The sequence below is a fragment of the Streptomyces sp. NPDC006207 genome (assembly GCF_040613835.1).
In the GTDB taxonomy this organism is placed as follows: domain Bacteria; phylum Actinomycetota; class Actinomycetes; order Streptomycetales; family Streptomycetaceae; genus Actinacidiphila.
The window spans coordinates 22,155-49,091 of record NZ_JBEXSX010000027.1 but is presented as its reverse complement, the minus strand read 5'-3'; the positions used below and the strand labels follow the sequence as shown (position 1 = coordinate 49,091).

Below are 26,937 nucleotides of genomic sequence, written 5' to 3'. Positions count from 1 at the left end.
CTCCTGGCCGACTGGCTCGGCGGCTCGTCGGGCTGGCCGGGGCCTCAGGGCCGCCAGGCGTCGCGTGGTGATTCGGGGGCGCCCCCGGTCAGTTCCGGCTCCAGGCCCTGCGAGGGGGCGGTGCGGGGACGTCCGGTCTCGGCGCGCCAGGTCTCGAAGACGAGGGTGGTGGCGGTGACCACGACCAGGCCCAGCAGCCAGCCGCCCAGGACGTCGCTGACCCAGTGGACGCCCAGGGCCACCCGGGTGCAGCCGACGCCGAGCACCGTGATCCCGGCGAGGGCCCACGGCAGCGGGCGCCACGCCTTGGGCACCAGGGGGAGCAGGGCGAGCAGCAGGACGGCGCAGGAGGTGGTGGCCGTCATGGCGTGGCCGGACGGGAAGGAGAAGCCGGGGGCGTGGGCGACCGGGTCCGGCAGGTGGGGGCGGGCGCGTTCGACGGTGTTCTTGGCGAGCAGCCCCGTCGTGGCTCCGGCGACCGCGGTGACGGCGGCCCAGGCCGCCAGGCGCCAGGCCCGGCGGGTCAGCAGCCACACCACCAGTACGGCGACCAGCGCGCGCAGCGTCGCCGGGTCCCAGACGACGTCGGTGAGGACGCGGAGCACGCGCACCAGGCCCGGGTGCTGCAGGGCGGCGCGGTGCAGATGGTCGGCGGCGCCCTGGTCCAGGCGGCGCAGCGGGGGCCATCCGGATTCCACCAGCAGTACGGCGAGGGCGAAGGGCACCGCCATGACGGCTGTGGCGGCCGCCGCGGCCGGCAGCCGGGCGCCCAGACGTGCGTCGGGTCCCAGGTGCGTGAAGTGGTACGGGTTGCGCATGGGCGGGGCCTCCTTCGCCGGTCGGGTGTCACACGCCCGGGTCGTCGGCGGCGGGTTGCCGGACCCCGGCGCGCACCGCCTCCAGTTGCGCGGCGAACGCCAGGCCGAGGAAGAGCGCGACCGAGGTGAGATAGGACCACAGCAGCAGCGCGACGAAGGCGCTGAGCGGCCCGTACATGCTCGTGAAGGATCCGCTCGCCCCGACGTACAGGCTCAGGGCCCAGGTCGACGCGCTCCACAGCACCAGGTACACCGTCGCGCCGAAGGCGAGCCATGTGTAGCCGGGCTGGGCACGGCGGGGTGAACGGCGGAAGATCGCGCTGGTGGCGAGCACCGCGAGGAGTATCCCGAGCGGCCAGCGCAGGAGGTCCCAGGCGTGCGTGGTGGCGGCGTCCAGGTGGTAAACCTGCGCCAGGGCCCGCGTCAGATGGCCTCCCAGGACGGTGAGGACGAAGCTGAGGCCCAGCGGCATGCCCGCCAGCACGGCCATCACCAGGCCGCGGCTGTACTTGTACAGGAACGGGCGGTCGCGCTCCACGCCGTAGATGCGGTTGGCGCCGCGTTCGACCTGGCACAGGCCGGTGGTGACGTTGACGACGGAGAACAGCAGCCCCAGCCACAGGGCCGCCTGCCCGCCGCCGTCGCCCTGCCGGTGGCTCTGCCGCAGGGCGTCGTCGATCACCTCCTGGCTGGGTCCGCTGGCGATCCGGCGGACGGTCAGTTCGGCGACGCGGCCGATGTCGTCGGTGTGCAGGACGCTCGACAGGCCGATCATGGCGATGGCGAAGGGGACGATCGACAGGACCGTCTGCAGGGCCAGCGCGCGGGAGTGGCTGAAGCCGTCGGCGTAGCGGAACCGCACGAAGGAGTCGCGCAGCAGGCTCCAGCCGCCGTACCGGCGCAGCGCGGCCCAGGCCTCGTCGCCGGACAGCTCGTCGCCCTGGACGTCGCGTCGTTGCGGGACGCGGGTGGCGGTGCCCATCGTTCTCCTGACCGGTACGGCCGCGGGGTGGCGGCGGGGGTCTCAGCCGCCGGGGGTGACGGCTCGGTCGTCGTGCCGCGGGGCACGCTCGGTGGCGGGTGCAGTAGTGGGGGCGGGGAGGCGGACGGCGAGCGCCCCCGGCTGGACCTCGGCGGTGAGCCGGGTGCCGTCGGCGACGACGTCCCCGTCGAGTTCCCGTGCCTGGGACGGGGCGAAGCCGATGTCGATCCGCCGGGCCTGGAAGTACTCCAGCGCCCCGCGGGCCACGGGCGCGCCGGTCGCGGTGCCGCCGCCGCGGCGCCCCGGGCGGTGCGGCAACATGCGTACCGCCAGGTGCCCCGCGGCGGCCGCCCATCCGGTCAGGCCACGGGGGTTGAGCAGCACGAGGTCCAGGCATCCGCTGTCGGGGCGTGCCCGGGGCAGCAGCGGCAGGCCGCCCTGGAGGACGCCGACGTTGCCGATGAGGACCATCCGCGCCCTGCGCGGCAGTTCCGGGCCGCCGTCCAGACGGATCGCCAGGTGCATGCGCGGGTCGGTGAGATGGCCGACCCCAGACAGGACGTAGGCGCTCCAGCCCAGGCGCGCCTTGAGCCGGACGGAGGCGTCACGGACCATGGCGGCGTCGAAGCCGGCGCCCGCCATGACGGTGAAGCAGGTCGTGGGCAGCCCGTCGCCGTGCACCCGCCCCACGTCGATGCGGGTGGTCCGCCCGGTCAGTGCCTGCTCCAGGGCCACGGCCGGGTCCATGGGCAGGTGGAGGTTGCGGGCCAGCAGGTTGCCGGTGCCGCAGGGCACGATGGCCATGGCGGTGTCCGTGCCCAGCAAGGGCCCGGCGCAGGCGCGTACGGTGCCGTCACCGCCGCACACGACGACCAGCGTGGTGCCGGGTACCGCGGCCAGTGCCGCGAGTTCCCCGCCGGGGCGCTCCGCCGTGGTGAGGGTCCACCGCTGGTCGGTGTAGCCGTGGCGGTCCAGGACGGCACGCACCTCGTCGGCCAGTTCGCCGGGGCAGGCATGCGGGTGCCGGACGACGACGGCCCGGCGTCCGCCGCCACCACGGGAGCGGGGGCCGGGCGTCCGGCCCTGCCGTCCGCCGGCCGGCGGCAGGGCGCGGGTCATCACGAACAGGGTGCAGGCGCCGTTGAGGAGACCTCCGATGACGTCACTGGGGTGGTGCATGCCCGAGTACAGCCGCGACTCCGCCACCGCGGCCGGGACGCACAGCAGCAGGACGACCGACGGAAGCCGCCACGGACGGCGCGGCCCGCGCGCCGCGAGCACGGCCAGGCCCCCGTACAGGGCGAGTGCGGCCCCCGCGTGCCCGGAGGGGAAGCTCGAGGTCGGCGGTGCGAGCTCCAGGTGCGGGACGTCCGGGCGGGGCCGTTCCACGCACATGGTGACGAGGACGAAGACCGCCGACTGCGCCGCCACCGCGCCGGCCAGGAAGTACGCCTCGGCCCGCCGCGCGGTGCGCGGCAGTACGAGCAGCGCCACCGCGCACAGCAGCGTCACGGCGATCACGCCCTGGGTACCCGCGACCAGTGACAGCCCCTGCGCCACGGTGACGCCCGCGCCGGTACGGTGCGCGGACAGGGACCGGACGACGCCGTCCTCCCCCGACAGCGGCCACCGGTCCGCCAGGGGGCCGGTCACCAGCGCTCCGAGCGCCACCAGCAGCCCCCACTGCGCGGGCAGCAGCAGCAACCACCGCAGCCGTGGCGGGACTGCGCCGCCAGCGATCCTCATGGCTGCCGTCTTACCCGTCTGGCCCAGGTGACGCGTGACCGACGATATCGAGGGCCCGGATCAGGGCACTTCCGAAGCCGGGCCGCGGACGAGCCGATCACCCATCAGCGCCCGGCGCACCTCCCGTACCACGTCATCATCGCCATGGCGGCCGTCGTGCCGCTGGTCGCACTGCTGTTGATCCGGGTCCGCAGGAGCGACCTGGAGAGCCTCAGCGGCAAGGCGGCGGCCGGGGGCCGGGGGCTGTAGCGGAAGGACGCTATCGCCCGGGACCGGCCGTACGGGGCGGCCCCGGGCGATCGGCCGGAGGACGACTGGGATGCGCCCCGGCGTGTTCCGGACTGGACGACGGAGCTGGACACGTCCAGCGCGTACGGATAGGGAAGGACCCACGTCGCGTCAGCGGCGGGAACGAGGGAAGGCGGAGAAGAGGCCGTGCCGCGCGGGGACGAGGTTCACGAGGCAACTTGCGGTCCGTGGCCGCTGTCGACTCGCGCCCTGGCCCGTGAGGCCGGGCAGGCACGGCGGCTCCTTGCGGCCGGGGAGTGGCGGCCCGCCCCCGCGGACTCCGCAGCGGCCGCGGCGGTCCTGGACCGTCTTGCGGCGCCGCTCCCGGCCCGGCGGCAGGCGACCGCCCGGACCCGCGCCACGGACCGGGACCGGCGGCTCCAACGGGTCCTGCGCACCGCCCTCCACCACCTCGACGCAGGCGCCGTCAGCCCGCGCGCGGCCGCTCTCCTCGCCGCCGTCGCCCGGGCCTTCCTGCCGTGGTACGCCACCCCGAACCCACCAGTGGCAGCGGCCGCGCCCGGATACGGGTCCCCTGCGGGGACGGCAGGCGTACGGACCCGGCCGGCGACCGACGCGGGCGAGGCACTGCTCCCCGAACTGACCGAACTGTTCGCCGCGCTGGCCTCGGCGGGCCCGCCCGGGACCGCCCCGCACACACCACCGGTCCGGCCCTGGCAGGTCCGGTACGCGGGCCGCTTCCGGCGTCACGGCAGACCCGCCGCCGGGGTGTGGACGGCCGAGACCGTCGGCTGCCCGGCGTGCGGAGGCCGGGACGGCCCGTGGACGGTGACCTGCGACTGGCGCCTGATCCGGCTGGGCTGCCCGTGCGGGGTGACGACCCACGAGCACGGTCTCGCCCTCTCCGAAGTCTGGCTCCTCCTACCGGACGTGTGACCGGCTGGGGCGTCGTGGCCTGGCCGTGCGCCCGGGCTCAGTGGGCGGGGGCGAAGGCGGCCTGCGCCCATTCGGCGAAGCCGGTCCAGGCGATCTCCGGATGTGCCGCGTGGAGCGCGGGGACGTCGACGCGGTAGCCGGGGCCGTTGAGGAAGGTCCACATCGCGTGCATGTCCGGGTTGCCGATGGCCTCCAGCGGTACGCGCTCGTGCCGGACGTCCCGCCCCAGGGCCGCGCGCAGGGCGTCCGCCATCTGCGCGGGCGTGGGTGCGTCGCTGGCCAGTTCGATACGCCGCCCCAGGTGGGGCGCGGGGTTGAGCAGCACCTCGGCCGCGAACGCGCCATGGTCGGCCCGTGCGAGCTGCTGCAGCGGCCTGTCGGCGGGCAGCGGCAGGTCGAGCACGCCGCCGCGGATGCGCTCCGCGTCGCCGAGGGCGTTGTCGTAGAAGTACGTCGGCCCCAGGATCGTGTGGGGCACATCGCCGGAGGCCAGCTCGGCTTCGATGCGGGCCTTGCTGTCGAAGTGCGGTACGCCGCTCCCCTGGTCGGCACCGGCCACCGAACTGAACACCAGATGCGGTACGCGCGTCGCGCCGGCGGCGGTCAGGATGGCCCGTCCCTGGGCCACCTCGGCGTCCACGCCGGCCTCGAAGGGCGTGGTGAACGCGAAGACCCCCGCCACCCCGTCCATCGCCGCGGCAAGGGAAGCGCCGTCGTTCAGGGAGCCCGCCACCACGGTGACGCCTCGATCGGCCAGCCGCCGCGCGGCCTCCCGCGCGGGATCCCGCACCATCGCCCGCACCCTGGCCCCGCGGTCCAGCAACGCGTCGGTCACGGCCCTGCCCTGTCCGCCGGTTGCGGCAAGCACCAGGATCGGCTCATCAACCATCGGGAAACTCCTTCTTCATGGCCGCAGGGCATGAACGCCAATGCGCAGTATCCGGCCACGGCGCATGCACATGCGCGGCAACACGGACACATCGGGCCCCTCCGCGGGGTGAACTTCACGCCGGGACGTGTGCGAACAACGGGCGCCCGGCATGGCCTTTCCACGGCCGTTCTCCGTGGTCACGAACTTCCTTCGTCCCCATGACCCATCACCTGGTGCATGTGTGACACCCCGGATCGGTGTCGGGACGCCGCCGGCCGCGTCATCGCACGCGACAAACCCGGCGACGTCGGCGATCACCCCCGGGATACTGGTCGCCCATGGATGAGGTGGAAGTCGTCGTCGCCCATTCCGAGCGCGCGACCCTGCGCGTCGGCGACGTGTTCCTGAAGGTGGACGCCGATCAGGCGCGCATCGACGTCGAGGTCGAGGCGATGTCCCTCGCGCCGGTCCCGACCCCGGAGGTCCTGTGGCGCAAGCCGCCCGTGCTCGCGATCGCCGCAGTCCCGGGGACGACGCTTGGGCGCCTCGGCGGGCCGTCGACCGGGCCACCGGCGGCGTGGGCCGCGGCGGGCGCCGCCATCCGGAAGCTGCACGACGCGCCGCTGCCGCCCCGGCCCGGCGGGGCGGGCCGGAGCCTCGTCGCACTGGCGGCGGAACTCGACGGCGAGTGCGAGCTGCTCGTGACGAACGGCCTCCTGCCCGCTGACCTGGTCACCCGCAACCGCCGGGTCGCCGAGGCCGCGCTCCGGCCGTGGACTCCGGCGTTCACGCACGGCGACCTGCAGATCGCGCACGTCTTCCTCGAAGGCGACGAGGTCACGGGCATCATCGACTGGTCCGAGGCGGGTCAGGGTGACGCCTTGTACGACCTCGCCACCTTCACGCTCGGACACGAGGAGCACCTCGACGACGTCGTCGCGGGCTACGGCACCGACGTCGACCTCGACGTGATCCACGCGTGGTGGTCGTTGCGAAGCCTGCTGGTGGTTCGCTGGCTGATCGAGCACGGCTTCGACCCGTTCGCGCCGGGCTGCGAGGTCGACGTGCTGAGATCCCGGATGTGAGGCTGCGCGGGCCCGGCTGTTCGCTGACCACTTGGAACTGACACGCCGCCATTCCCGGAGGTCCGGAAACCTCCTTCCACCAGGAGTCGTCATCCGCCGTCCCTGTTGCGCCACGCGTGCAGCTTGTCCGGGTGCATCATGAGCCAGATCCGGCCGATGCGGCCCTCCTCGGTGAGGTCGATACCGACGACCGCCGCCGTCACGCCGTCCACCCGGCCGACGAGGTGCGCACGGGGCTCGGCGTCGCTGGCTGAGCCTCTACTTCTGCCTGCTGGCGGGCGGCGGCAACGACCTGTTCGCGACCCGCTTCCACCTCTCCATCAACGCGGTCACCTGGGCCGTCCGCGTCGCGGTGTTCGTCGTCCCGGTGGTCTCCCTCGTCGTCACCAAACGCATCTGCCTGGGACCCGCCGCGAACGCCTGCGGCTGCGCCTGTCGCACGCCTTCTACGGGCCCGCGTCACAGGTGGCCAAGCCCACCGAGGAGGAGATGCGGCACGGCATCGAGCACTGACCGGCGAAGCCGGGGGATATCGGGCGGCTGTCACCCTCGGCTCACACCTGATGTGGGTGTGATCCTTGACGCCGGTCCCTAACCGACCAGGCGGCGGCGCCAGTCCAGGGGCGTGACGGTGATGGCCCGGTCGGGGTCACGGTCCCACACGGCGTGAAGGCCGGCCGCTTCGAGGGCGGCCACGACCTCGTGGCCGATGGCTGCAGTGGTCTCGGGCGAGCCGTCGAAACCCCCGTAGAGGAGCATCAGCCCGTGGCCGGCCGCGGCGGAGTCCGTGCACTGGGTGTGGAAGTAGACGAAGCCGCGGGCGTCCGGCCTGCCTTCGTCGCCGATCTCGGACTGGCCGCAGGTGCGGCAGCAGGTGAAGTTCTCACGGGCGGTGATGCCGGCCTCCTGCAGGGCGGCGAACGCGCGGGTGAGTCGCTCAGGGTCGGTCTCGCCCTGCCATGCGGTCTGCTCCGCGACCCGCTCCAGCCACAACCGGTCGGCCAGCGCCTCCGCCTGCTCGCGCGAGACGGGCCGACGGTCCTTGGTGACCAGGTACTCCTCGGCAAGCTCGGCCAGTTCGGCGCGGGAAGCGTAGCCGCCGACCAGCACCTCGCGGACGCGCTCCTCCAACTCCACGCGCTCGTTTTCGTCGAGGTCGAGCGGCGGTACTTCGGGGACGGGGCCCATGTCCAGGAGCGACCAGCCCAGACCACCGTCCCAGCCGGCCTCCTGGCGGGCCCAGCCGGTCATCGCCGCGACCACGGCTTCGGGCCCGTCGGCCATCGCCTGGAAGTGCCGGTCGGCGGCACCGTCCCGGTGCTCCAGCGTGTAGTCACCACCGGCCTCGTGCCAGACCTGGGCGAAGACGTCAGGCAGGTCGGGTATCCGCTGGACCACCAGGAACCGGTCACCGTCACCACCGATGTGCCGGACCAGCCCAGCCAGCTCCTCGGCGGACACACGGACGTGCCGCTCCCGGTTCTCCGTCTTCACCACGATCTCGAGCATGCGCAGACTCTGACACACCCCTCTGACACACCCCTCTGACACACCCCTCTGACACACCCCTCTGACCGCCGACCTCCCGGGAGCCGACCAGCCCTGATCCCGGGTGGGCGTTGACCGAGGTGTGACGACAGGCCCTAGACCCAGGCGGCCAGCTTGTCCGGGTTCAGCGTGATCCACACGTCGGTGATCCGCGATCCGGCAACGTGCAGGGTGACGACGGCGACCACCGCTCCGTCCACCCGGCAGACCAGTGCAGGGCGGTGACCGGCGTTCTCCAGGGTCATGAGGGCCGTGGCCAGACGGCCCTCCTTACGGGACGCGCCGATGAGGTAGCGGGCGGTCCTGTCCGCTCCGTGGATGGGCTTGAGAGCGGCACGGACCCGTCCTCCGCTGTCCGCCCGCGTGGTGACCTGCGGGTCCAGCAGGGCGATCAGGCGGTCGAGTTCGCCGGTCTGGCACGCCCGCTTGAACTCGCGGACCAGCCGCCGGTACTCCTGCTGATCCGCCTCGTGCCTGCGCGCGGAGGTGATGCCGCTGCGGCCCGCCACGGCCAGCGCGCGGCAACTCTCTGCGCTGCGGCCGACGATGGCGGCGATCTCGACGAAGGACACCTTGAAGACGTCGTGCAGGACGAAGCTCACGCGTTGCGCCGGCGTGAGGGCCTCGAGCAGGACGAGCATCCCCATGGTGACGGAGTCGTCCAGGGCGACCCGGTCAGCGGGGTCGTCCATGTGCGCGGACGTCCGTACGCTGCTCCACGCCGAGCTGTCCGGCAGCGGTTCGGGCAGCCACTCGCCCGTGTACCTCTCCCTGCGGACGCGGGCGGAGCCGAGGTGGTCCAGGCAGATCCGGCCGGCCACGCGGACCAGCCAGGCCGTGGGGGAACCTGATGCCGGCGCGGGCCGAGGGGGACATCGCGTACCAGCGGGCGTAGGTCTCCTGGACGGCGTCCTCGGCGTCGTGCGTCGATCCGAGCATCCTGAAGGCCAACGCCATCAGCATGGGCCGGTCCTTCAGCGCCGGGTTCGGAAGGGTGCCCGGTCGCCCCGCGGCCTTGCCCCGCATGAGCATGAGTTCCTCTGGCCGAGGAGACCCCTGTGCGGCGGCGCAGGGCCTCCATGAGTGTCGTGCTTCCCTCGTGCAGGCGGTGACGGAAACCGGCGAGCCGTCGCGTGGGGCGGCTCAGGCGGCGGTTCCGCTCGCCCCTCTGAGTCGCTCACGGGTGGCGCGGTGCCGCATCGCACGCCGTTCGCTCTCCGTGGTGCCGCCCCAGATGCCTTCCATGGGGCCGGTTTCCACCGCCCACTCCAGGCACCGGGCGATGACGGGGCACCGCCGGCACACTGCCTTGGCCTCGTCGATCTGCGCCATGCCCAGGCCGCTGCCGCTGATCGGGAAGAAGAGTTCCGGATCCTCCCCGCTGCAGGCGGCGGCGTCGCGCCAGTTCATGGAAGCCTCCTCATAGGTGGTCATGTCAGCCCACCGTTCGCGGCCGTTCCGCGGCCCAGGGCCCGGCCCCGACCGGACGGTAAGTGCCATGTCTGGATGCTATGGACGAGCGCGCCGTGACGTCCAAGACGGATATCGGAAGGCGTCGATAGACACAGCCTATGGTCGCGATCCGCACATCCCGTGAAGGCGTGCGCCTCCACAGAGGTACGACGACACAGGCCGCCGGAATGTGACGTACGGGCCCCCGGGCGCCGCGGCCGTCGTCAGCCGTGCCCGGGCGCTCGTCACCCGCCAACTGGCCCGCTGGGGGCTGGACGACCTGGCCGAGTCCACGGAGCCGATCGTCAGCGAGCTGGTCACCAACGCCGTCGTCCACGGCGGCGGAGGCTGCGACAACGACCGGACGATCGGGCTGCGCCTGATCCGGCACGCAGTCCTGACCTGCGAGGTCTCGGACTCCAGCCACAGTCACCCGCTGCTGCACCGCCCCACCGCCACCGACGAACACGGCCGCGGGCTCTTCCTCGTCGCGCAGTTGTCCCGCGCCTGGGGGCCCGCCACCTTCCGGAAGGCAAGCTCGTCTGGGTCGACCAGCAACTGCCGCCGGGGGCGGGTTCTTCGCCGTGATCAAGGGCGCGACGTCATCCGCGTCCGATTTATACATAAATGTTAGCACCTATTGCACCTTGCGGCTTATCAGCGCTACGCTGCACGGACATCCTTCAATAGCACCGGCCGGGGGACTCCGGACGCTGCGGAGGCCACCGCCTCCGACGCCCCACCGGCACGTGAGGCGTCCTCGGAGCCCGCCGCGCATGCGCCGAGGCCGGTGGCGGGCGGTCGCCAACTCCCGCTCCGCGAGCCGGAGCACGACACACGCCCCACGCCACCGGAAACCCTCGGCGACACCGCCGACGTGCACGACGCCACCCCGTGCGTCGCTGACGGGCCCCGCATCCAGCAGGCCCGTCCGATCGGCATCACCCTTCGCTCTGGCACCACCGGTCCCAGCGCCACCTCCACGCGCCGTGCTGCGCACGAAGCACCGCGCCTCCGCACAGCAGGAGAACCACCCGTGACCCTCACCGGCGAGAACACCGTGCAGCAACTGCTGATCGACGGCGTCTGGCAACAGGCCGCCAGCACGCACACCTTCACCGCACGCGACCCGTTCACCGGCGACATCGCCTCCCAGGCCGCAGCCGCCCTCTCGGCGGACGTCCTGCGGGCGGCCGATGCCGCCGACCGTGCCTTCCCCGCCTGGGCGGCGCTGCCGCCCAACGAACGCCGCCGCATCCTGTGGGCGGCCGCCGAGGCACTCGAAGCGCGAGCCGAGGAGATCTCCGAGGCGATCACCGTCGAGATGGGCGGCCCCGCCCCATGGGGCCACTACAACACCTCGGCTCTCGCCGAGAAGTTCCGCTACGCCGCGAGCGCGGTCCACGACGGCCTCACCGGCGAGCTCATCCCCTCCGAGACACCCGGCCGCACCTCCATCGCGATCCGCAAACCGGTCGGCGTGGTCGCCTGCATCATCCCGTGGAACGCCCCGGCGCTGCTCGTCGGCAACTCGGTCCCGTACGCGCTGGCCGTGGGCAACACCGTCGTGATGAAGGCGTCCGAGCAGACCCCGCGCACCCACGGCCTGGTCGCCGAGTGCCTCACCGAGGCCGGGCTGCCCCATGGGGTGTACAACCTCGTCACCAACGCGCCCGAGGACGGCCCCGAGGTGGTCGACGCGCTGATCGCCCACCCGGCCGTACGGCGGGTGCACTTCACCGGTTCGAGCCGGGTGGGCCGGATCATCGCGCAGCGGGCCGCCGCGCACATGAAGCAGGCGATCCTCGAACTCGGCGGCAAGGCGCCCGTCCTGGTCCTCGCCGACGCCGACCTCGACCGGGCGATCAGCGCCACGGCCTTCGGCGCCTTCGCCAACTCGGGCCAGGCGTGCCTGTCCACGGAACGCATCCTGGTCGACCGCAGGATCGCCGAGGAGTTCACCCGGCGCCTGGCCGCCGTCGCCGCCACCGTCACCTGCGGTGACCCGCGCGACCCGCACACCGCGCTCGGCCCGGTCGTCGGACCGGACAGCATCGATCGGCTGTCCGACCTGGTCCTGGACGCGGTCACGGCCGGCGCACGGCTCCTGGCCGGCGGGACCTCGGACGGTCCGTGCTTCGCGCCCACCGTACTGGCCGACGTCACCCCGGACATGCGCGTCTACCGCGAGGAGTCCTTCGGCCCCGTCGTCGGCGTCATCTCCGTCGACGGACCCGAGGAGGCCCTGCGCGTGGCCAACGACAACGACTACGGGCTCACCTCGGCCGTCTTCACCCGGGACATCCCCCTCGCCCTGGACCTCGCCAAGCGCATCAACGCCGGCATGTGCCACATCAACGGCAGCACGCTCGACGACGAGGCGCAGATGCCCTTCGGCGGCGTCAAGAACAGCGGCTACGGCAAGTCCGGCGGGCGCGCCGGCCTGGAGGAGTTCACCGAACTCCAGTGGATCACCATCGAAGGCTCGCGGCCGCCGCGCTACCCCATCGCCGAATGACCTGCCCCTCTGGGCACGGCACACGATCGACTCACGAGGAACGGACGGGACATCGATGACCGACAGCTACGACTACGTCGTCGTCGGCGGCGGGACGGCCGGCTGCGTGATCGCGGCACGGCTGTCCGAGCCCGAGGGCGTACGCGTCCTGCTGCTCGAGGCGGGCACGGCGCAGACCTCGGCCGACATGACCTCGCCCCCGGCCTGGCCGGCCCTGCTGCGGACGTCGGCGAACTGGGGGGACACCACCGTCCGGCAGCGGGCGAGCGGCACCACCGTCCCCCTCGCCCGCGGGCGCACGCTCGGCGGCGGATCCGCCATCAACGCGATGAACTTCCTCCGCGGCCACCGCTCCAGCTACGACGCCTGGGCGGAAGCCGGCCTGGAGGGCTGGGGGTTCGACGGGCTGCTGCCCTACTTCAAGCGCAGCGAGAACCTCTCCGGACGGGATCCGGCCCTGCGCGGGGTCGGCGGCCCCCTGACCGTCGGGCTCCCCGAGTCCCCGAACCCGGTCGTGGCGGCCATGCTCGAGGCGGCGGCCGAGACCGGTCACCGGCGCGCGACCGACATCGGCGGCGGAGCGGAGGAGGGATTCGGCTGGTCCGACCTGAACGTCGTCGACGGCAGGCGGCAGAGCGCCGCCGACGCCTACCTGGCCCCCGTCCTGCACCGTCCCGACCTGACCGTGGTGACCGGTACCCAGGTGCTCCGGCTGCACATCGGCGGCGGGCGGTGCAGCGGGGTGGAGTACGGCGCCAGGGACGGCACCGTATCGCTCGTGCGGTGCTCGGGCGAGGTGGTCCTCACCGCGGGCGCCATCGGATCGGCGCAACTGCTGATGCTCTCCGGAGTCGGCCCCGAGGGGCACCTGCGCCGTACCGGCATCGACGTCGTGGTGGACCTCCCGGCCGTCGGGGAGAACCTGCACGACCACCCGATCGCCAACCTCATCTACCGGGCGGCCCGTCCGGTCCCGGAGGGCGCCAACAACCACGGCGAGGCGTACGGCCTGGTGCGCAGCGGGCCCGGGCTCGACGGCCCGGACCTCCAGGTGCTCTTCGTCGACGCGGCGGGTCACATCCCCGTCCCCGACGCGCCCGCCGCGGGGCAGGGTTACACCATCTCCGTCTCCTCGATACGGCCCCACAGCCGCGGGAGCGTCCGCCTCGCGAGCGCCGACCCGGACGTCCTGCCGCTCGTCGACCCCGACTACTACGGCGACGAGCGGGACCTGGCCGCCGTGGTCCGGGGGCTTCACCTGGCGCGGGAGATCGGTCAGGCGGACGCGCTCGCCGAGTGGCGCGGGCACGAGGTCCTGCCGGGGCCCCAGGTCACGGACGACGCCGGCCTGCGGGACCACGCGCTCAGGACCCTGTGCTCGTACATGCACCCCGTCGGCACCTGCCGGATGGGCCACGACGACGGCTCCGTCGTCGACCCCGCCCTGCGTGTGCGCGGCGTCGACGGCCTGCGGGTCGCCGACGCCTCCGTCATCCCCTCGATCCCCTCCGCGAACACCAACGCCACCGTCTACGCGATCGCGGAACGCGCCGCCGAGCTGCTGCGGTCCTGAGCGGTGGTCCGGATAGGTCCTGACGGCGCCGGCGGGTGGCTACCGGGGCGCCCCGGACGTGACGGGGCCGAGTCCGCTCGGCAGATGCCGGACGGCGACCGCCACCGCCTCCCGCGCGGTGGCGGTCTCGGTGAGGACGTCCCGGTCGGCGAAGGCTCCGCGGACCGTGAACCGGTCGACGTCATCGGCGCGCAGGCACGGCCCGGTGACGGTCAGGTCCGGGCGGGTGGTGGTCGAGAAGTACAGCACCCACCTGTCCCGGAAGGGGTACAGACCCCTCAGAGCCGGTTCGGCGTACGCCCTTTCGACCAGCGCCCGGTAGCCGGGCACGGCCACTTCCCCCGCCTCCTTGCGCAGGCCCTGCCACTCGGACTCGGCCAGCCGGACGGGATCGCCGTCGGGCACCTCGAACCGGCCGGTCATGAGCACGAAGGGCGCGACCCGGCGGATGTCGCCCAATGACCCGCCCTCGTGCCACGCCCGCGCGGCCCTCGCGAGTTGCCCCAACTCCGCGGCGCGTCCCCAGATCAGCGGTACGCCCTGCGACGCCTCTCCGCCACGGATCCACCACTCCCGCGCGAACTCCGACGCGTTGATCCGCAGGGCACCCCGGTGCGGCAACCTGCTCTCGACGGCGGCGTGGGTCAACGCGTCCGCGGACGGGGCGGTCACGGGGAGGGAGAAACCTTCCTCCTCCGCCACGGCTCGCAGTGCCTGGGCGAGACCGCCCCGACTCGCGATGTCGGGAAAGAGATCGGCTGGATCACGTTGCTGGGCCACGACTTCTGATTCTGCCGCAGCCGCCCGCCGGTTGACGGCCGGTCAGCCGGCGTAGAGGCTCTCGATGTTGTCGTGGAGCTGGTTGGCCAGCGGCGGAGCGGTGTAGGTGTCGGTCATGACCTCGATGTAGCAGCCGGTGCCGGCCTTCGCCGCCGCGTCCATGGCCTGGTCGAGCTCGGCGAGGGTCGAGACGCGGGCGGTGAACCAGTCCTCGCAGCCCAGGGCCTTCGGCAGTTCGGCGTAGCGCCAGTTGGCGAGGTCGTTGTAGGCGATGTCCGGGTGCTTGCACAGCAGACGCTCGATCAGGTAGCCGTGGTTGTTCAGCACGAACACCACCGGGCGCAGCCCGTACCGCCCGAACTGGCTGATCTCCTGCGCCGTGAGCTGGTGCGAGCCCTCGCCGGTGATGAGGACGACGCGCCGGCCGTCCTGGGCCGCGACGGCCGCGCCGACGGCGGCGGGCGTGGCCCAGCCGATCGAGCCCCACAGGGTCTGGTTGTGGAAGGTGGCACCGCTGGGCAGCTGGGCGAACGCCAGGCCCATGGAGACCGTTCCGGTCTCGGCGACCAGGATGTCGTCCGGCTTGAGGAAGTCCTCCCAGCGGGGGTAGAGGTTCTCGGCGGTGATGGAGTCGCCGCCGCTGCCTCCTGCCGGGGCCATGCGGGTCACCCGGGCCTCGAGGTGCGGCCACTGCTTGCGCGGCAGCTTCTCGGTGAGCGCGACGAGCAGGTCCTTCATCTCCACGCTCTGGTAGGTCATGCCGTCGACGCTCACGTGGTGGTGGCGGATGTCGATCGTGCGACCGGGGTCGAGGTCGGCGGTGAACGCGCCGCTGTTGAAGTCGTGCATCAGCGCACCGACCAGCACGACGACGTCGCTGCCCTCGACGAAGCGGCGGACGCCCTCGTTCATGAGCTTGCCGTCGTACATGCCGCAGTAGCCGGACTGTTCCTCGTTCAGGACGCCCTTGTCGGCCATCATCGTGGCGAAGGGCATCCCGGTGGCGTCCAGGAACCGCTGCAGTTCCGGTCCGAGGCCGGAACGGGCGGCGAGCACCCCGGGCAGGGCACAGGCGCTCTCGGCCCGGCCGAGCATGTCGGCGACGGCCCGCACGGCGGCGTCCAGTTGCGCGGGATCGCTGGCGGGTGCGGGGATCGGCTGGGCCGATCCGACCACGGGCATCTCCGCCAGGTCGGCGGGGAACGCCATGTAGACCGGGCGGCGGTGGTAGGCCGCCGCCGCGATGAGCCGCTCGGTCTCGGACGCGACGTTCTGCGGCGTCATGATCGCGCTCGCGCACACCACGGCATCGGACATCTTCAGGAAGAGGTCGAACTCACCGTTGCCCAGGGTGTGGTGGACGACCGAGTGGTGCGCCTGCACGGGCATCTTGGGCATGCCGACCAGGTGGAACACGGGCAGGTGGTCGGTGTACGCACCGGCGATGGCGTTGATCGCGCTGAGTTCGCCGACCCCGTAGGTGGTGCTCACCGCGCCCACACCGTGCACGCGAGCGTAGCCGTCGGCGCTGTACCCCGCGTTGAGCTCGTTGCAGCTGCCGATCCACTGGATGTCCGGGTGCTGGGAGATGGCGTCGTTGACGGGGAAGGCGTAGTCGCCCGGGACGCCGAAGACATGACGCACGCCGATGTCCCGCAGCCGGTTCAGGACGTGCTGGATGACGGTGGTGGACATGGGGAGGTTCCTTTCCTGGTGACGGCACCACCGCCCCAGGGCGCCGGTCTCCGGTGGAGTCGGTGCCGGCCTCGCCGGGCGGCGCGGAGTGCGGCGGGCACCACGGGAACGGCCACCGCCAGTGCCACAGGTGAAGCGAGCGGGGCTTTTCGCCCCCGCAACATGCTGTCCGCATCCCCCACAGCCCGCAACCGGAGCCATCCGGGGCACGAGCTGCGCGAACGGATCGCAGGGGCCCGGTCGAACACGCGGTCCGGCCTGCGGATCGGCCGATACCCTCGACCCCATGGCCGACACCACCCCGTTCCGGCGCCGGCTCGCCGTCACCGTCTCGTCCTATGGCCGGCGCTGTCCCTCGCCGGATGGGGCCTGGCCCACCTCCTCGGAGGTCCTGAGGAGCTGATCGACTCCGCCACGACGGTGGGCACGCTGATGCCGGCCGTGGCGACCGTGGAGAAGACCCGCCAGTTGCGGCAACACCTCCGCACGAGGTAGCACCGCACCCCTGCCCCGTGCAGCGCGCAGCCGCCCGAACCCGACGCCGCTCGAGGAGCCACCGTGCACGAGTTCGCAGCAGTCCTCGCGGGTGCGCCCATGTCACCCCGCGGTGAGGCCGTCTTCATGCTGCTCATGGGCCTGGGGATGACCGTGTTCGGCCTGCTCGGAATCCGGCACACCCGCTTCTGGGTGGCGTACGACGAGCAATCACAGCAGGACGCCCATGACGCCTACGGATGGGTGCCCGCACCGACCTCGGCCACACGCACGGCCTCGCGCATCAAGACGAAGATCGTCGGCTCGGTCTTCACGGTCGCCGGCCCGACGCTCGCGATCATCGGGGCCCTTCGCCTCATCGAGCAGTAGGCGGATCCGGATCCGGCTCCGCCGGACGCACGCGTCGACCGTATGATCCGCGCATGATCGACGAGACGGCCCTCAGGAGATGGGGCAGGGCAATCGACTGGGCGGTACTGATCCCGTCAGGGCTCCTGCTCTTCACCGGCGTACGGGAGTACCGCGACGGCGGGTCCATCGGATGGCCCGTCGCCGGGGCGTTGCTGGTCCTGGTGAGCTGCTGGACGGTCCACCGCGGGATGTCCCGCCGACGGGGCGAGGCCGGCAGGCCGATGCCCTGACCCGCGGTCGCGGGGTCCCGCCGGGTGCCGATCATGTCGAGGAGGACCGTCGTGTCGTGGTCGGGGCTCCCTTCCTCGGCGCAGTGGGTGACCAGACGGTGACCAGGGGTGCCGTCCGGTTGCTTCGGCTGGTGGCCCAGAGTGATGTCGCCGGGCCTCGACGCCGTACCGCCCCGTCGGCGCCCGCTACTGACCCGACCGCCCCGGCACCGGCCGACCACGACCGCGGAGACACGGGACAGAACCGCGCCCCCGCGGCGTGCCCTCAGGCGGCGAGCCGCGTGGCCGCCTCCTCCCACCTGCCGGGTTCCGGGAGCTCGTCGTCGCCGTGGCCGTCCAGCCGGTACCAGCCGCCGCCGGCGAGCCAGGTCCCGAGCCAGTCGGCCAGGCTCCGCTCGTCGACGAACCAGCCGTCCGACCAGTCACCGGTGTCGGCGTTCGGCTCGAAGATCAGGACGGTGCCGCTCGCGCTCCGGCAGTCCACCGCGCCGTACATGCCGCAGCCCCAGTCGAGGATCGGCAGTACGCCCTCGGGCCAGTGCGGGGAGGCCGCGGCCTGTGACTCCGCCCGCCGGGCCTGGTACGCGGCCACCGCGCTGCACCCCTGCCCGACCAGCGGGAACAGCTCGTACCCGGGCCCGAAGCCGCCGTTGGCCACCTCCGTGTAGAGGCGGGCGAGCAACGGCGGTATCGCGAAGCCCAGAAGGGCTTCGGCCTCCGCCACCTGCGCGGCCCGGGCGGGCGCGGGCAAGGTCCCGGTGGTGGCCCCGGCCTTCGCCGCCGCGCGCACCACCAGGTCGTCGGCCAGGTCATCGGCCGGGTCGTCGGCTTCGATCATGTGCCGATCATGACGGGCCCGTCTGACAAGCGGTGTCCACGAGCGACCCGGGGGCCCCTGCTTGCTTCGGCAAGTAGCCCCCATATACTTGTGCCGACAATCATTTCCGGGTCCTGGGCAGCACGCCGGCCCGGGGAGTCGCACCGCGACGACGGTCCGCCCACCGCGGCCACGCAGGTGGCACAAGCACACAGGTGATCTCGATACCCATGCGCATCCTCATGTTCAACACCCCCCTGACCGGCCACTTCCTGCCCCTGCTGCCGCTCGCCCGGGCGTTGCGCGCGCAAGGGCACACCGTTGCCTTCGTCTCCGCCGCCGCCATGGCCGGCCCGGTCGAGGCGCAGGGTTTTGAGCTGATCCCCGCCGGTCCGACCGTCGACGTGGCGATCGCCGAAGTGTCCCGCCGCAGCGGTGTCGACATGGCGTCGAATCCTTCGCCGGCGCTGGTCGCCGAGTTCTTCGCCGGGGTACGCCTCGACCTCTCCGTGGACGAGGCCCTCGCGGAGGCGCGCACGTGGGAGCCGGACCTGGTCGTGTCGGAGCACTGCGACTTCGTGGGGCCGCTGGTCGCCGCCGTGCTCAAGGTGCCGTCCGCGGTGATGGGCATCGACCCGGCGCTGGAGCCCGAGGTCCTGGACGCCCTGGCCGCGACGGCGCGGTCCCGTTACCTCGACCGCGGTCTGCAGGCCCCGGCCCACGCGCCGTCCGGCCGCTGGCTGGTGGACCTCTGCCCGCCCGGCCTGCAGCGCGGCGGGGCTCTGCCGCCCCTCGAACGGATGGCGCTGCGGCCGGAGCCCCACCAGGGCCCCGAGGGCACGCCGCGCGCGGCCAGGGTCCCCGGTACCGGCCGGCCCCGGGTGCTCGTCAGCCTCAGCACCGTCTCCGGCAGGGCCTCCGCACTCGGTCCGCTGCTCCGGTCGCTGAGCGTCCTGGACGTCGACCTCGTCGCCACGACGGGAGGCGCCCCGGTCGACGACCTCGGGCTGGAGCCGGGCAGGGTCGAGCTGGTGTCCTTCGTGCCGGCCGCGGAGTTGCTGGACGGCGTGTCGGTCGTCGTGCACCACGGCGGTTCCGGCAACACGTTCGGGGCGGCGGCGCGCGGGATCCCGGCCGTCGTCGTCCCGGGAGCGGCCGGACAGCAGCGTCAGGCGTTCCGGCTCCAGGCCGCGGGAGCGGGCGTGGCGATGCCGATCGGCGAGCAGGGGCCGGAAGCGGTCACCGCCGCTGTCAGCCGTGTGCTCGCCGAGCCCGCGTTCACCGCGGCGGCGGAGCGCCTGCGTGACGAGATCGCCGCGATGCCCTCGGCCTCGGAGGTCGCCGAGCGCCTCACCGCCGCCGCCGCGGCATAGCGCGCAGCGCGAGAGGGCCCGTCGGACGGCTGACGGGCCCCACGCGCGCGGACCCCGCCGCCGTCCCCGGTCACTTGCGGAACAGCAGCACGAACACGCCGAGCACCACGCCGAGGACCACCGCGGAGACGCCGTGGCCCACCCGGTGCGCGCGCACGCCCGGAAGGTGACGGTCGAACGCGAAGCGGCCGGGCCCGCCGACGGCCAGCGTGGTGGCCAGCGCGGCGATGAGCAGTTCGTACTCCACCCCCGTCGGGGCGAAGAACCCGCCACCCCACTTCACGACGACGGCGTTGACCATGACGCCCACCACCGCCGCCCCGGCGAGCGGGGTCAGCAGCCCGAGGGCGAGGCCCACGCCCCCGAGCACCTCGCTGAGCCCCGCCAGCACCGCCATCGCCTTCCCGGCCGGGTAGCCGCCGGAGGTGAAGACGCGTCCTGCGCCGTCGAGGCCCACCCCGGAGAACCATCCGAACAGCTTCTGGGCTCCGTGGCCCGCCATCGTCAGCCCGAGCACCAGCCGCAGGAGCAGCAGCCCGGCGTCATGGACGTACGGCGGGACGCCGAACTCGGCGGTGGCGTGGGAGCCGGAGCGGGACAGTGTGCCGAGCGGGGAAGCGGACATGTCTGAGGCCCTTCGTGGGGATGTGCGGCCTGCGAGCCGGACGTCGCGACGGGCGGTCCACCGCACGGCCGATCACGGCAGCAGCGTGACGCCCTGCGGCGCCGTCCGGCAGGCGGCACGCCGGACGTTAGGTCCATGGGGGTCGCATGCCGTGCCACCGATGGCCCCACCCCGTCCCTCCCCTGGCAGGATCTCCGGGTGACCTCCTTGTTCCTGATGGTCGGCCTGCCCGGGGCCGGGAAGACCACCGTGGCCCGGCGGCTCGCCGGGGAACACGGCGCGCTGCGCCTGACGCCGGACGAGTGGATGATCCCGCTGTTCGGCGCATCCGAGGCCGACGGGAAGCGCGACGTGCTGGAAGGGCTGCTGCTGCGGCTCGCGCTGCAGGCGCTGGCGCTCGGGACCGATGTGGTCCTGGACTTCGGGTGCTGGTCGCGTGACGAGAGGTCGGCGATCCGCCGCCTGGCGGAATCCGCGGGCGGGTCCTGTCGCCTGGTGTACGTACCGGTGGACCACGAGACCCAACGGGCCCGCGTCGCCCGGCGCCAGGCCACGACACCGGAACGGACCTTCCCGATGAGCGAGGCGGACCTCCTGCAATGGCGGGCGCTGTTCGAGGAGCCCGACGCCGCCGAACTCGCTGGCGAGGACGTGGGCGACCCTCCCGCCGGGTGGCCGGGATGGCGCGAGTGGGCCGCCGGCCGGTGGCCCTCGTTCGAGTGAGGACCGCCGCCGCGGGGGCCTCGCGGGCTCGACGGCCGGCCGCCGTCAGGTCAGGGCGGGCATGAAGCCGCCACGCGCTACGCCGGAGGACAGCAGGACCGGCCAGTCGAGCGCGCCCGGCAGCTGACCCACCGACAGGACGACCGCCCCACCGGCCTGTTCGACGTCCAGGCACCAGTCGGCCATCCCGCTCGACGCCGCACCATCGTCAGGCCCGCCCAACACCGGCGCGGCCAGGACGGGTACGACGCATCCGTGGTCGCCGGGCCCGTCCACGACGCACAAGGTGAGCCGGGGGAAGACGCTCCAGCCCTCACACAGGGGCACCGCCCCGCCGGCGGTCGCCCTGTACGCACGCGACCACGGCGGCCCCGCCCTGAGCATGCAGTACCTCGGCGCCCCCATCCTGGACGACCGCCTCGCCACCGCCTCCATGCGGGCCTTCACCGACACCCCCGGTTTCAACCGCCGCAACGCCCAACGGAGCTGGGACCACTACCTCGGCGGCAAGGGGCTGCGCGGCGGCGACGGCGTCAGCCCGTACGCCGCCCCGGCCAGGACGGAGGACCTGGCCGGACTGCCGCCCACGTACATCGCGGCCACCGAGTTCGACCCGCTGCGCGACGAGGACCTGGCCTACGCCCACCGGCTGATCACCGCGGGCGTCCCCACCGAGATGCACCACTTCCCGGGCGCCTTCCACGGCGCGGCCCAACTGGCCCCGCGGACCGAGGTGAGCCGCCGCATGATCGCCGAGCAGCTCGACGCCCTCCGCCGCGGTCTGCGAACCGGCGAGGCCGGTGGGACGGCCTGACCGCCGGCCCACCACCGGCCCACCACCGGCCCACTACTGCGGGCCCCCTGCTCCAGCCGGGTGACACCCGGCACGTGGCGATGTCCGCGGTGGGCGAGCCGGGTGACGTGGAGGGCGGGGCGGACGGGCGACGGTTAGCCTGAGCTGGCCGGAAGCCCGGTCGACCTCGGGAGCAGCACGTGGCAAGGCTGGGAACGCGGAGCTGGGCGGGAACGGAGAGTCGCCTGCTGCCGGCCGTCCTGCTGCTCGTCGCCGTGGTGATCGACCTCGCCACGCCACGCACCGTCAGCGCCGCGGCCCTCTACGCGGCTGCGGTGCTGGTGGCCGCCGCTCTGCTGTCGCTGCGCGGGACGGTCCTCATCGGATTGACCGCCCTCGTCCTCGACGCGGTCATGTTCTGGGTCTTCGGCTACCGCCGGAGTGCCATCGCGTTCAGCGAGCTGTTCATGGTCGCGACGGTGACCGGGATCGCCGTCCTCCTGAACCGGCTCCTGTACCACCGCGATGCGCAGCTCCGTTCCGTACGCGACATCGCCGCCGCCGTCCAGCGCGCCGTCCTGCCGACACCACCGGAGCGGATCGGCCCGCTGCGCTTCGCCGCCCGGTACGAGGCCGCCCAGACGGACGCGCAGATCGGCGGGGACCTCTACGCCGTGGTCGACACCCCCTTCGGCGTCCGCTGCGTCATCGGCGATGTACGCGGCAAGGGGATGGAAGCGGTCAGGGCGGTCGCCGTCGGCATCGGGACCTTCTGCGAGGCGGCCCTGCAGGAGCCCAGCCTGACCGCCCTCGCGCAACGGCTGGAGCGGGCCGTCACCCTCGAGTCCCGGCAGTCGGGGACCCTGACCGAGTTCGAGGGGTTCATCACCGGCGTGCTGGCGGAGTTCCCCCGGCACGGGAACGAGGTCCGGCTGGTCAACCGCGGCCACCCGCCGCCGCTGCTCTTCCTGGGCGACACCGTGCGGTACGTCGAGCCCACCGGGCCGGGCCTGCCCCTGGGCCTCGGCGCCCTCGACGACGGCACCGACACCGTCGACCGCGTCGACACGGTGGCGTTCCCCGAAGGGGCCAGTCTGCTGCTCTACACCGACGGACTCACCGAAGCCCGCGACGCGTCGGGCACCTTCTACGACCCCGTCGCCCGATGCACGGGCCGCCGCCGCCCCGACCCCGACGCCCTCGTGGACACCCTGCTCGCCGACCACCACCGCCACACCGGCGGCCGCAGGACCGACGACACGGCGCTGCTGGCCATCACACACACCCCGACGGAAGACGGGGCCTACGCGGCCGACCGGATCCAGGACAGCTGAACCGCCGGACGGCGACCCCGGAACCCGGGCTTGATAGGCAAGCATCCACTTGCCTATCGTTGCGGTCATGGCAGAGGATGTGTTCAAGGCGCTGGCCGACCCCACCCGCCGACGCATCCTTGACGAGCTGGCGGAACGGGACGGCCAGACCCTGTTCGAGATCTGCGGGCGGCTGGCGATGAAGCACGGCCTGGGGCTGTCCCGCCAGGCGGTCAGCCAGCACCTGGCCGTGCTCGAATCGGCGGGGCTGGTGCTCACGCGGCGCCAGGGCCGGTACAAATACCACGACCTGAACACCGAACCCCTGGAGCACATCGTGACCCGGTGGCTCAGGCCCGACGCATCGGAGAGCACCCCATGAGGATCCACCTGTCCAGCGTCTTCGTCGACGACCAGGAGAAGGCCCTGCGCTTCTACACCGACGTGCTGGGCTTCGTGAAGAAGCACGACGTCCCGATCGGTACGGACCGGTGGCTGACCGTGGTCTCACCGGAGGAGCCCGACGGGACGCAGCTGCTGCTCGAGCCCTCCGGCCACCCCGCGGTGAAGCCGTACAAGACGGCGCTGGCCGAGGACGGCATCCCGGCGACCTCCTTCGCCGTGGACGACGTGCGCGCGGAGTTCGCCCGGCTGCGCGGGCTCGGGGTGCACTTCACGCAGGAACCGGTGCAGATGGGCCCCGTCACGACCGCCGTACTGGACGACACCTGCGGCAACCTGATCCAGATCGTGCACAGCGCGGACGCCGGGAACTGAGGCGGGGCGTGGGCGGTGGTCCCGCCCCCGCGTGTCCTTGACTTCGAGGGCGGTGACCGCGGGGCCCGGGGTCACCTGGGCGGTCGCGGTCGGCTGGGACGAGCGCGCTCAGGGGCCGTCGCAGTAGCGGCGCCGCCACCGGCGCCCGCAGTCGGGGCGCGGGATCACCGTGCGCAGCCAATCCCCGCCCGGAGCCGTTGCGCTGCGCTCCCGGTACCTTGATCCGCGTGAACGCCACCCCGGATCGGACGGGCACGCTGTCGGACGATGAGCTCCCAGCAGTTCAGCAGGTCGTCTCTGGACTACCGAGCCAAGGGAGGGGCCGTGGGGATCGAACTGGAACTGCACTCTGGGCGACCAGCACGCAAGGGGACGTCCCGGGGGACCTTGCTGCGAGGGTCCTATGAGCACGGTGAAGCGCTGGCGAGGGTGCTCGGCACGCTCGGCCGGCACGACTCCGGCAAGCTCGGCTGGGTGGACCCTACGGCGACACGCTGTTCAACGAGCAGGAGGCTCACGTCGTCCGCCAGGAGGTCGCTGTTCAACGAGCAGGAGGCTCACGTCGTCCGCCAGGAGGTCGCCGTCCTGACGCAGCGGTGCACTGACGAGGAGCAGAAGGCGGCTCTGCTCGACCTCGCCGAACTTCTCGAAGCGTGTGCGGCGACGCCGGGCAGCTACTTGTGGTTCATGGGTGACCAGCCACACCTGAGCCCAGGATGGACTTCCCGGGGCGGCGTCCGGGGCGGCGAGGGAAGCCGTCCTCGCCGCCCGGGCCTACGCACCGCACGCGCCTCCTGCGCGGTGGGTACACAGGACCCCGCCGGAGTTGCACTGCCCGGCGGGGCCCCATGGTGTGCGTCAGCGGTGCCGTCAGCCGTCAGCGGGCGCTCGTGGTCTCGATGTCGACGATGTGGTCGTATCGCTCCAGCAGCACGAAGAGCTTGGTCTTCTGCGCCGTCTCCCCGCTGCCGAAGGTCAGGGTGACGATGACCTCATGGCCGTTTCCCACGGTTCCGTTGTCGGTCACCGTCCACCGGGCCGGGACGTTTTGGGCGCGCAGGACGCCGTCCGCCCCGTTCTCCTTCTCCCAGGCCGCCAGCCGCAGGGCGAAGTCGGGCGTCAGGTAGTGCTTGCGGAGGGCCGTGGCCAGCGTGACGTCCGGGTCCGTGTAGTCGCCCTTCGCGTCGATGTACGCGCCGTAGAAGTCGGCGACCCGGGTCACCGCCCGACCGGGCGTGCCGCTGACCGACTGCGGTGCTGCGGTGGACGCCTTCGCGGGGGCGTGGACGGACGCCTGTGCCGACTCGGACGACTTGGCGCTGACGCTGTGCGGGGTCCCGGCGGAGGCCTGGATGCCTGCGCCGAGTCCGAGGGCAACGGCGAGGACGCCGGCGGTGAGGGCGGTGCGAGTCTTGTTGTTCATGTCGGTTCTCCGTTTCGGGTGATCGAGTGGTCCGGCAGTGTCCGCGGGCCGGTGTCCCGGTCCGTCGCCTCCGGTACGCCGGTGGTGGCCTTGCGGGCCGTTCAGGACGAGGTGCGGTGCGGCGGCAGGTCGGCGGCTGCGAGGAGCGCGCCTGCTCGGGTGCGCTTGGGCATGGGTGTCCCCCCGTGAATGCGGTGAATGCGGTGGATGCATGAGTGCAGTGCATCGGTGCCGGACGTCGCCCGACGCCGGCTGGTCGGTCCGGCCCTGGTCGGTGCGACACGAAGAGCATCGGCGGCCACCGGAGTCCTGCGCAACGATTACCGCCCCCTTGGCGGCGGTGGAACCATCCCGGCCCATCTGACGTGCAGGGATATGAGTGCCTGGGATGCAGGATCGGCGGCCGGACGACGGGAGAACGGTGTCGATGCGCGACGATGTCGAGGAGTTCGCGGCGCTGGTGCGCCGGCTGAAGGACCGCACGAACCGGAGCTACGCCTCTCTGGCCCGCCGCCTCAACATGAACACCTCGACGTTGCACCGGTACTGCACGGGCGACGCGGTGCCTCAGGACTTCGCGCCCGTGGAACGGCTCGCGGCCTTCTGCGACGCGGGCCCGCAGGAGCGGCTCGAGCTGCACCGTCTGTGGCTGTCGGCGATGGCGGCTCGGCAGGAGGTGCGTACGGACGGTCCGGCGGAAGCGGCGGCACCGGACGGGGACGGGGTGCTCGTCGAGGAGGGCAGCTCCGCGGAGCAGCCCGGGGACGGCCCCGACCCGGACGCGCCCGCTCCCACCCCCGCTCCCCGCCCCTGGTACCGCCGCCGAGGGGTCCTGGCGTCCATCGCCGTCGCCTGCGCGCTGGTCGCCGCTTTGCGCAGCACGTCCGCCCTGTCGGGCGAGCGGTCCTCCGAGGCGGACGCCTCCCGCACCGCGGGCTCGCGGACGACCGCCCCCGGCGCACCCCACCGGTCGCCGACGTCGGCCACCACGTCCCCCTCCCCTTCCCGGAGCTCCTCCCCGCCCGCCACCGGCAGCGGTCCCACCGCGGCCGCGAAGCAGACCACCGGCCTGCCCCTCGCGTGGAGCGCCGACTCCCTGGTCTGGGACAAGGGCTGCGGCCACGACTACGTCATCGCCAAGCCGCCCGCACAGGTACCTGCACCGCCGGTGGAGCAGGATGCCCGGGCGTGGGCGGCGACGCAGGGCGCGGTGCACGGGCGGCAGACGAGGGTGCAGATCTCGGTGCAGGGGCGGTCGTCGGCGGCCGTGGTCCTCGAGGCGCTCCACGTCCGGATCGTCAGCCGCGGCAACCCGGCCGCCGGGAGTGCGTACGCCATGGGCCAGGGCTGCGGGAGCGACCTCACGCCCCGCCGCTTCACCGTGAACCTCGACGTCGACCGCCCCATCACCCGCCCGGAGGACGGCGCCGACAGCGAACACGTCATCCCGGCCGCGCATTTCCCGTACCGCGTCTCCGCCGAGGACCCGGAGGTGCTGCTGGTCGACGCGATGACACGGACCCACGACGCCCGCTGGTACCTCGAACTCGACTGGTCCTCCCAGGGCCGCACCGGCACGATCCGCATCGACGACCACGGCCGCCCGTTCCGCACCAGCGGCATCACGGCACTGCCGCACTACTGGTACGGCACGAACGACGCAGGCCGGCGTGCCTGGGTCCCCTACGACAGCTAGCGCTGTGA

28 protein-coding genes and 1 pseudogene are annotated in these 26,937 nt (G+C 72.9%); 15 read left to right on the top strand and 14 right to left on the bottom strand.

The genetic code is table 11. From position 1 onward, the window contains the following. Positions 1-44: 44 nt before the first annotated feature. The 3 genes from ABZ312_RS22340 to ABZ312_RS22330 are packed head-to-tail and all read right to left on the bottom strand — an operon-like array spanning position 45 to position 3,546. Positions 45-818 (bottom strand): phosphatase PAP2 family protein, encoded by a 774-nt coding sequence (locus ABZ312_RS22340; RefSeq protein WP_500327058.1) that lies wholly within the window; start codon positions 816-818, stop codon positions 45-47. Between the two features lie 28 nt (positions 819-846). Continuing rightward, positions 847-1,800: a YihY/virulence factor BrkB family protein gene (locus tag ABZ312_RS22335; RefSeq protein WP_500438592.1), complete on the bottom strand. Its 954-nt coding sequence runs from the start codon at positions 1,798-1,800 to the stop codon at positions 847-849. Between the two features lie 42 nt (positions 1,801-1,842). Continuing rightward, positions 1,843-3,546 (bottom strand): bifunctional phosphatase PAP2/diacylglycerol kinase family protein, encoded by a 1,704-nt coding sequence (locus ABZ312_RS22330; RefSeq protein ID WP_500438590.1) that lies wholly within the window; start codon positions 3,544-3,546, stop codon positions 1,843-1,845. Positions 3,547-3,981: 435 nt separating this feature from the next. Here ABZ312_RS22330 and ABZ312_RS22325 point away from each other — a divergent pair, with 435 nt between their 5' ends. Next, the gene (locus tag ABZ312_RS22325; protein WP_500358853.1) at positions 3,982-4,731 is read left to right on the top strand and encodes a hypothetical protein; all 750 of its coding nucleotides are present in this window, start codon (positions 3,982-3,984) and stop codon (positions 4,729-4,731) included. A gap of 37 nt (positions 4,732-4,768) precedes the next feature. Here ABZ312_RS22325 and ABZ312_RS22320 read toward each other — a convergent pair whose 3' ends face one another. Continuing rightward, positions 4,769-5,620, bottom strand: a complete 852-nt coding sequence (locus ABZ312_RS22320; RefSeq protein ID WP_500438588.1) for an NmrA/HSCARG family protein — start codon at positions 5,618-5,620, stop codon at positions 4,769-4,771. A gap of 320 nt (positions 5,621-5,940) precedes the next feature. On the opposite strand from ABZ312_RS22320, the gene ABZ312_RS22315 reads away from it, so the two are divergent. Further along, a complete protein-coding gene (locus tag ABZ312_RS22315; protein WP_500327049.1) occupies positions 5,941-6,687 on the top strand; it encodes a phosphotransferase family protein in 747 nt (248 codons plus the stop codon). 89 nt (positions 6,688-6,776) lie between these two features. On the opposite strand, the gene ABZ312_RS22310 is transcribed toward ABZ312_RS22315, so the two are convergent. Further along, the gene (locus tag ABZ312_RS22310) at positions 6,777-6,899 is read right to left on the bottom strand and encodes a hypothetical protein (RefSeq protein WP_500358861.1); all 123 of its coding nucleotides are present in this window, start codon (positions 6,897-6,899) and stop codon (positions 6,777-6,779) included. Here ABZ312_RS22310 and ABZ312_RS22305 point away from each other — a divergent pair. Further along, positions 6,870-7,093 (top strand): annotated as a pseudogene (locus ABZ312_RS22305) (cytochrome bc1 complex cytochrome b subunit); the annotation flags it as partial. The gene ABZ312_RS22310 and the pseudogene ABZ312_RS22305 overlap by 30 nt on opposite strands. Positions 7,094-7,278: 185 nt before the next feature. On the opposite strand, the gene ABZ312_RS22300 reads toward ABZ312_RS22305, so the two are convergent. The 3 genes from ABZ312_RS22300 to ABZ312_RS22290 all read right to left on the bottom strand — a co-directional run bounded on the left by ABZ312_RS22300 (position 7,279) and on the right by ABZ312_RS22290 (position 9,645). Then, the gene (locus ABZ312_RS22300; RefSeq protein ID WP_500327048.1) at positions 7,279-8,196 is read right to left on the bottom strand and encodes a DUF6891 domain-containing protein; all 918 of its coding nucleotides are present in this window, start codon (positions 8,194-8,196) and stop codon (positions 7,279-7,281) included. 134 nt (positions 8,197-8,330) lie between these two features. Next, complete coding sequence (locus ABZ312_RS22295) at positions 8,331-9,056, bottom strand: sigma factor-like helix-turn-helix DNA-binding protein (protein ID WP_500327046.1); 726 nt, start codon at positions 9,054-9,056, stop codon at positions 8,331-8,333. A gap of 322 nt (positions 9,057-9,378) precedes the next feature. Further along, positions 9,379-9,645 carry a WhiB family transcriptional regulator gene (locus tag ABZ312_RS22290; protein WP_500327191.1) on the bottom strand — a complete coding sequence of 89 codons (267 nt, stop codon included), beginning with the start codon at positions 9,643-9,645 and terminating at the stop codon, positions 9,379-9,381. Between the two features lie 232 nt (positions 9,646-9,877). Here ABZ312_RS22290 and ABZ312_RS22285 point away from each other — a divergent pair, with 232 nt between their 5' ends. The 3 genes from ABZ312_RS22285 (at position 9,878) to ABZ312_RS22275 (ending at position 13,778) form a co-directional block, all read left to right on the top strand. Then, positions 9,878-10,321 carry an ATP-binding protein gene (locus ABZ312_RS22285; protein WP_500327045.1) on the top strand — a complete coding sequence of 148 codons (444 nt, stop codon included), beginning with the start codon at positions 9,878-9,880 and terminating at the stop codon, positions 10,319-10,321. A gap of 402 nt (positions 10,322-10,723) precedes the next feature. After that, complete coding sequence (locus tag ABZ312_RS22280) at positions 10,724-12,205, top strand: aldehyde dehydrogenase family protein (RefSeq protein ID WP_500327044.1); 1,482 nt, start codon at positions 10,724-10,726, stop codon at positions 12,203-12,205. Between the two features lie 55 nt (positions 12,206-12,260). After that, the gene (locus tag ABZ312_RS22275; protein WP_500327043.1) at positions 12,261-13,778 is read left to right on the top strand and encodes a GMC family oxidoreductase; all 1,518 of its coding nucleotides are present in this window, start codon (positions 12,261-12,263) and stop codon (positions 13,776-13,778) included. Between the two features lie 39 nt (positions 13,779-13,817). On the opposite strand, the gene ABZ312_RS22270 is transcribed toward ABZ312_RS22275, so the two are convergent. Further along, positions 13,818-14,450, bottom strand: coding sequence for a DUF6193 family natural product biosynthesis protein (locus tag ABZ312_RS22270; protein WP_500438586.1), 633 nt, complete (start codon positions 14,448-14,450; stop codon positions 13,818-13,820). Between the two features lie 150 nt (positions 14,451-14,600). After that, entirely contained in the window at positions 14,601-16,253 is a 1,653-nt protein-coding gene (locus ABZ312_RS22265) for an alpha-keto acid decarboxylase family protein (RefSeq protein WP_500358847.1), read from the bottom strand. 558 nt (positions 16,254-16,811) lie between these two features. On the opposite strand from ABZ312_RS22265, the gene ABZ312_RS22260 reads away from it, so the two are divergent. Together ABZ312_RS22260 and ABZ312_RS22255 are read left to right on the top strand one after the other, a co-directional pair. Continuing rightward, entirely contained in the window at positions 16,812-17,117 is a 306-nt protein-coding gene (locus tag ABZ312_RS22260; protein ID WP_500438584.1) for a hypothetical protein, read from the top strand. A 53-nt stretch (positions 17,118-17,170) separates the two neighbouring features. Beyond that, on the top strand, positions 17,171-17,389 hold the full coding sequence (locus ABZ312_RS22255) for a hypothetical protein (RefSeq protein ID WP_500327038.1): 219 nt from the start codon (positions 17,171-17,173) through the stop codon (positions 17,387-17,389). Between the two features lie 265 nt (positions 17,390-17,654). On the opposite strand, the gene ABZ312_RS22250 is transcribed toward ABZ312_RS22255, so the two are convergent. Continuing rightward, positions 17,655-18,227 (bottom strand): SMI1/KNR4 family protein, encoded by a 573-nt coding sequence (locus tag ABZ312_RS22250; protein ID WP_500438582.1) that lies wholly within the window; start codon positions 18,225-18,227, stop codon positions 17,655-17,657. A 194-nt stretch (positions 18,228-18,421) separates the two neighbouring features. On the opposite strand from ABZ312_RS22250, the gene ABZ312_RS22245 reads away from it, so the two are divergent. Further along, positions 18,422-19,579 carry a glycosyltransferase gene (locus tag ABZ312_RS22245; RefSeq protein WP_500438580.1) on the top strand — a complete coding sequence of 386 codons (1,158 nt, stop codon included), beginning with the start codon at positions 18,422-18,424 and terminating at the stop codon, positions 19,577-19,579. Positions 19,580-19,649: 70 nt separating this feature from the next. Here ABZ312_RS22245 and ABZ312_RS22240 read toward each other — a convergent pair whose 3' ends face one another. Beyond that, a complete protein-coding gene (locus tag ABZ312_RS22240) occupies positions 19,650-20,204 on the bottom strand; it encodes a DoxX family protein (protein ID WP_500327031.1) in 555 nt (184 codons plus the stop codon). 198 nt (positions 20,205-20,402) lie between these two features. Here ABZ312_RS22240 and ABZ312_RS22235 point away from each other — a divergent pair, with 198 nt between their 5' ends. Continuing rightward, positions 20,403-20,927, top strand: coding sequence for a P-loop nucleotide/nucleoside kinase family protein (locus tag ABZ312_RS22235; protein WP_500327029.1), 525 nt, complete (start codon positions 20,403-20,405; stop codon positions 20,925-20,927). A 45-nt stretch (positions 20,928-20,972) separates the two neighbouring features. Here ABZ312_RS22235 and ABZ312_RS22230 read toward each other — a convergent pair whose 3' ends face one another. Then, positions 20,973-21,113 (bottom strand): hypothetical protein, encoded by a 141-nt coding sequence (locus ABZ312_RS22230; protein ID WP_500438578.1) that lies wholly within the window; start codon positions 21,111-21,113, stop codon positions 20,973-20,975. A gap of 100 nt (positions 21,114-21,213) precedes the next feature. On the opposite strand from ABZ312_RS22230, the gene ABZ312_RS22225 reads away from it, so the two are divergent. From ABZ312_RS22225 to ABZ312_RS22210, 4 genes are all read left to right on the top strand, one after another. Next, positions 21,214-21,741: an alpha/beta hydrolase fold domain-containing protein gene (locus ABZ312_RS22225; RefSeq protein WP_500438576.1), complete on the top strand. Its 528-nt coding sequence runs from the start codon at positions 21,214-21,216 to the stop codon at positions 21,739-21,741. Positions 21,742-21,920: 179 nt separating this feature from the next. Continuing rightward, the gene (locus ABZ312_RS22220) at positions 21,921-23,054 is read left to right on the top strand and encodes a PP2C family protein-serine/threonine phosphatase (protein WP_500438574.1); all 1,134 of its coding nucleotides are present in this window, start codon (positions 21,921-21,923) and stop codon (positions 23,052-23,054) included. 67 nt (positions 23,055-23,121) lie between these two features. Then, a complete protein-coding gene (locus tag ABZ312_RS22215) occupies positions 23,122-23,415 on the top strand; it encodes an ArsR/SmtB family transcription factor (RefSeq protein WP_499510253.1) in 294 nt (97 codons plus the stop codon). Then, entirely contained in the window at positions 23,412-23,810 is a 399-nt protein-coding gene (locus ABZ312_RS22210) for a VOC family protein (RefSeq protein WP_500327022.1), read from the top strand. The genes ABZ312_RS22215 and ABZ312_RS22210 overlap by 4 nt, the downstream gene beginning before the upstream one ends. An 877-nt stretch (positions 23,811-24,687) precedes the next feature. Here ABZ312_RS22210 and ABZ312_RS22205 read toward each other — a convergent pair. Continuing rightward, the gene (locus tag ABZ312_RS22205) at positions 24,688-25,233 is read right to left on the bottom strand and encodes a hypothetical protein (RefSeq protein WP_500327018.1); all 546 of its coding nucleotides are present in this window, start codon (positions 25,231-25,233) and stop codon (positions 24,688-24,690) included. 427 nt (positions 25,234-25,660) lie between these two features. Here ABZ312_RS22205 and ABZ312_RS22200 point away from each other — a divergent pair, with 427 nt between their 5' ends. After that, entirely contained in the window at positions 25,661-26,929 is a 1,269-nt protein-coding gene (locus ABZ312_RS22200) for a helix-turn-helix domain-containing protein (RefSeq protein WP_500327017.1), read from the top strand. Positions 26,930-26,937: the final 8 nt, after the last annotated feature.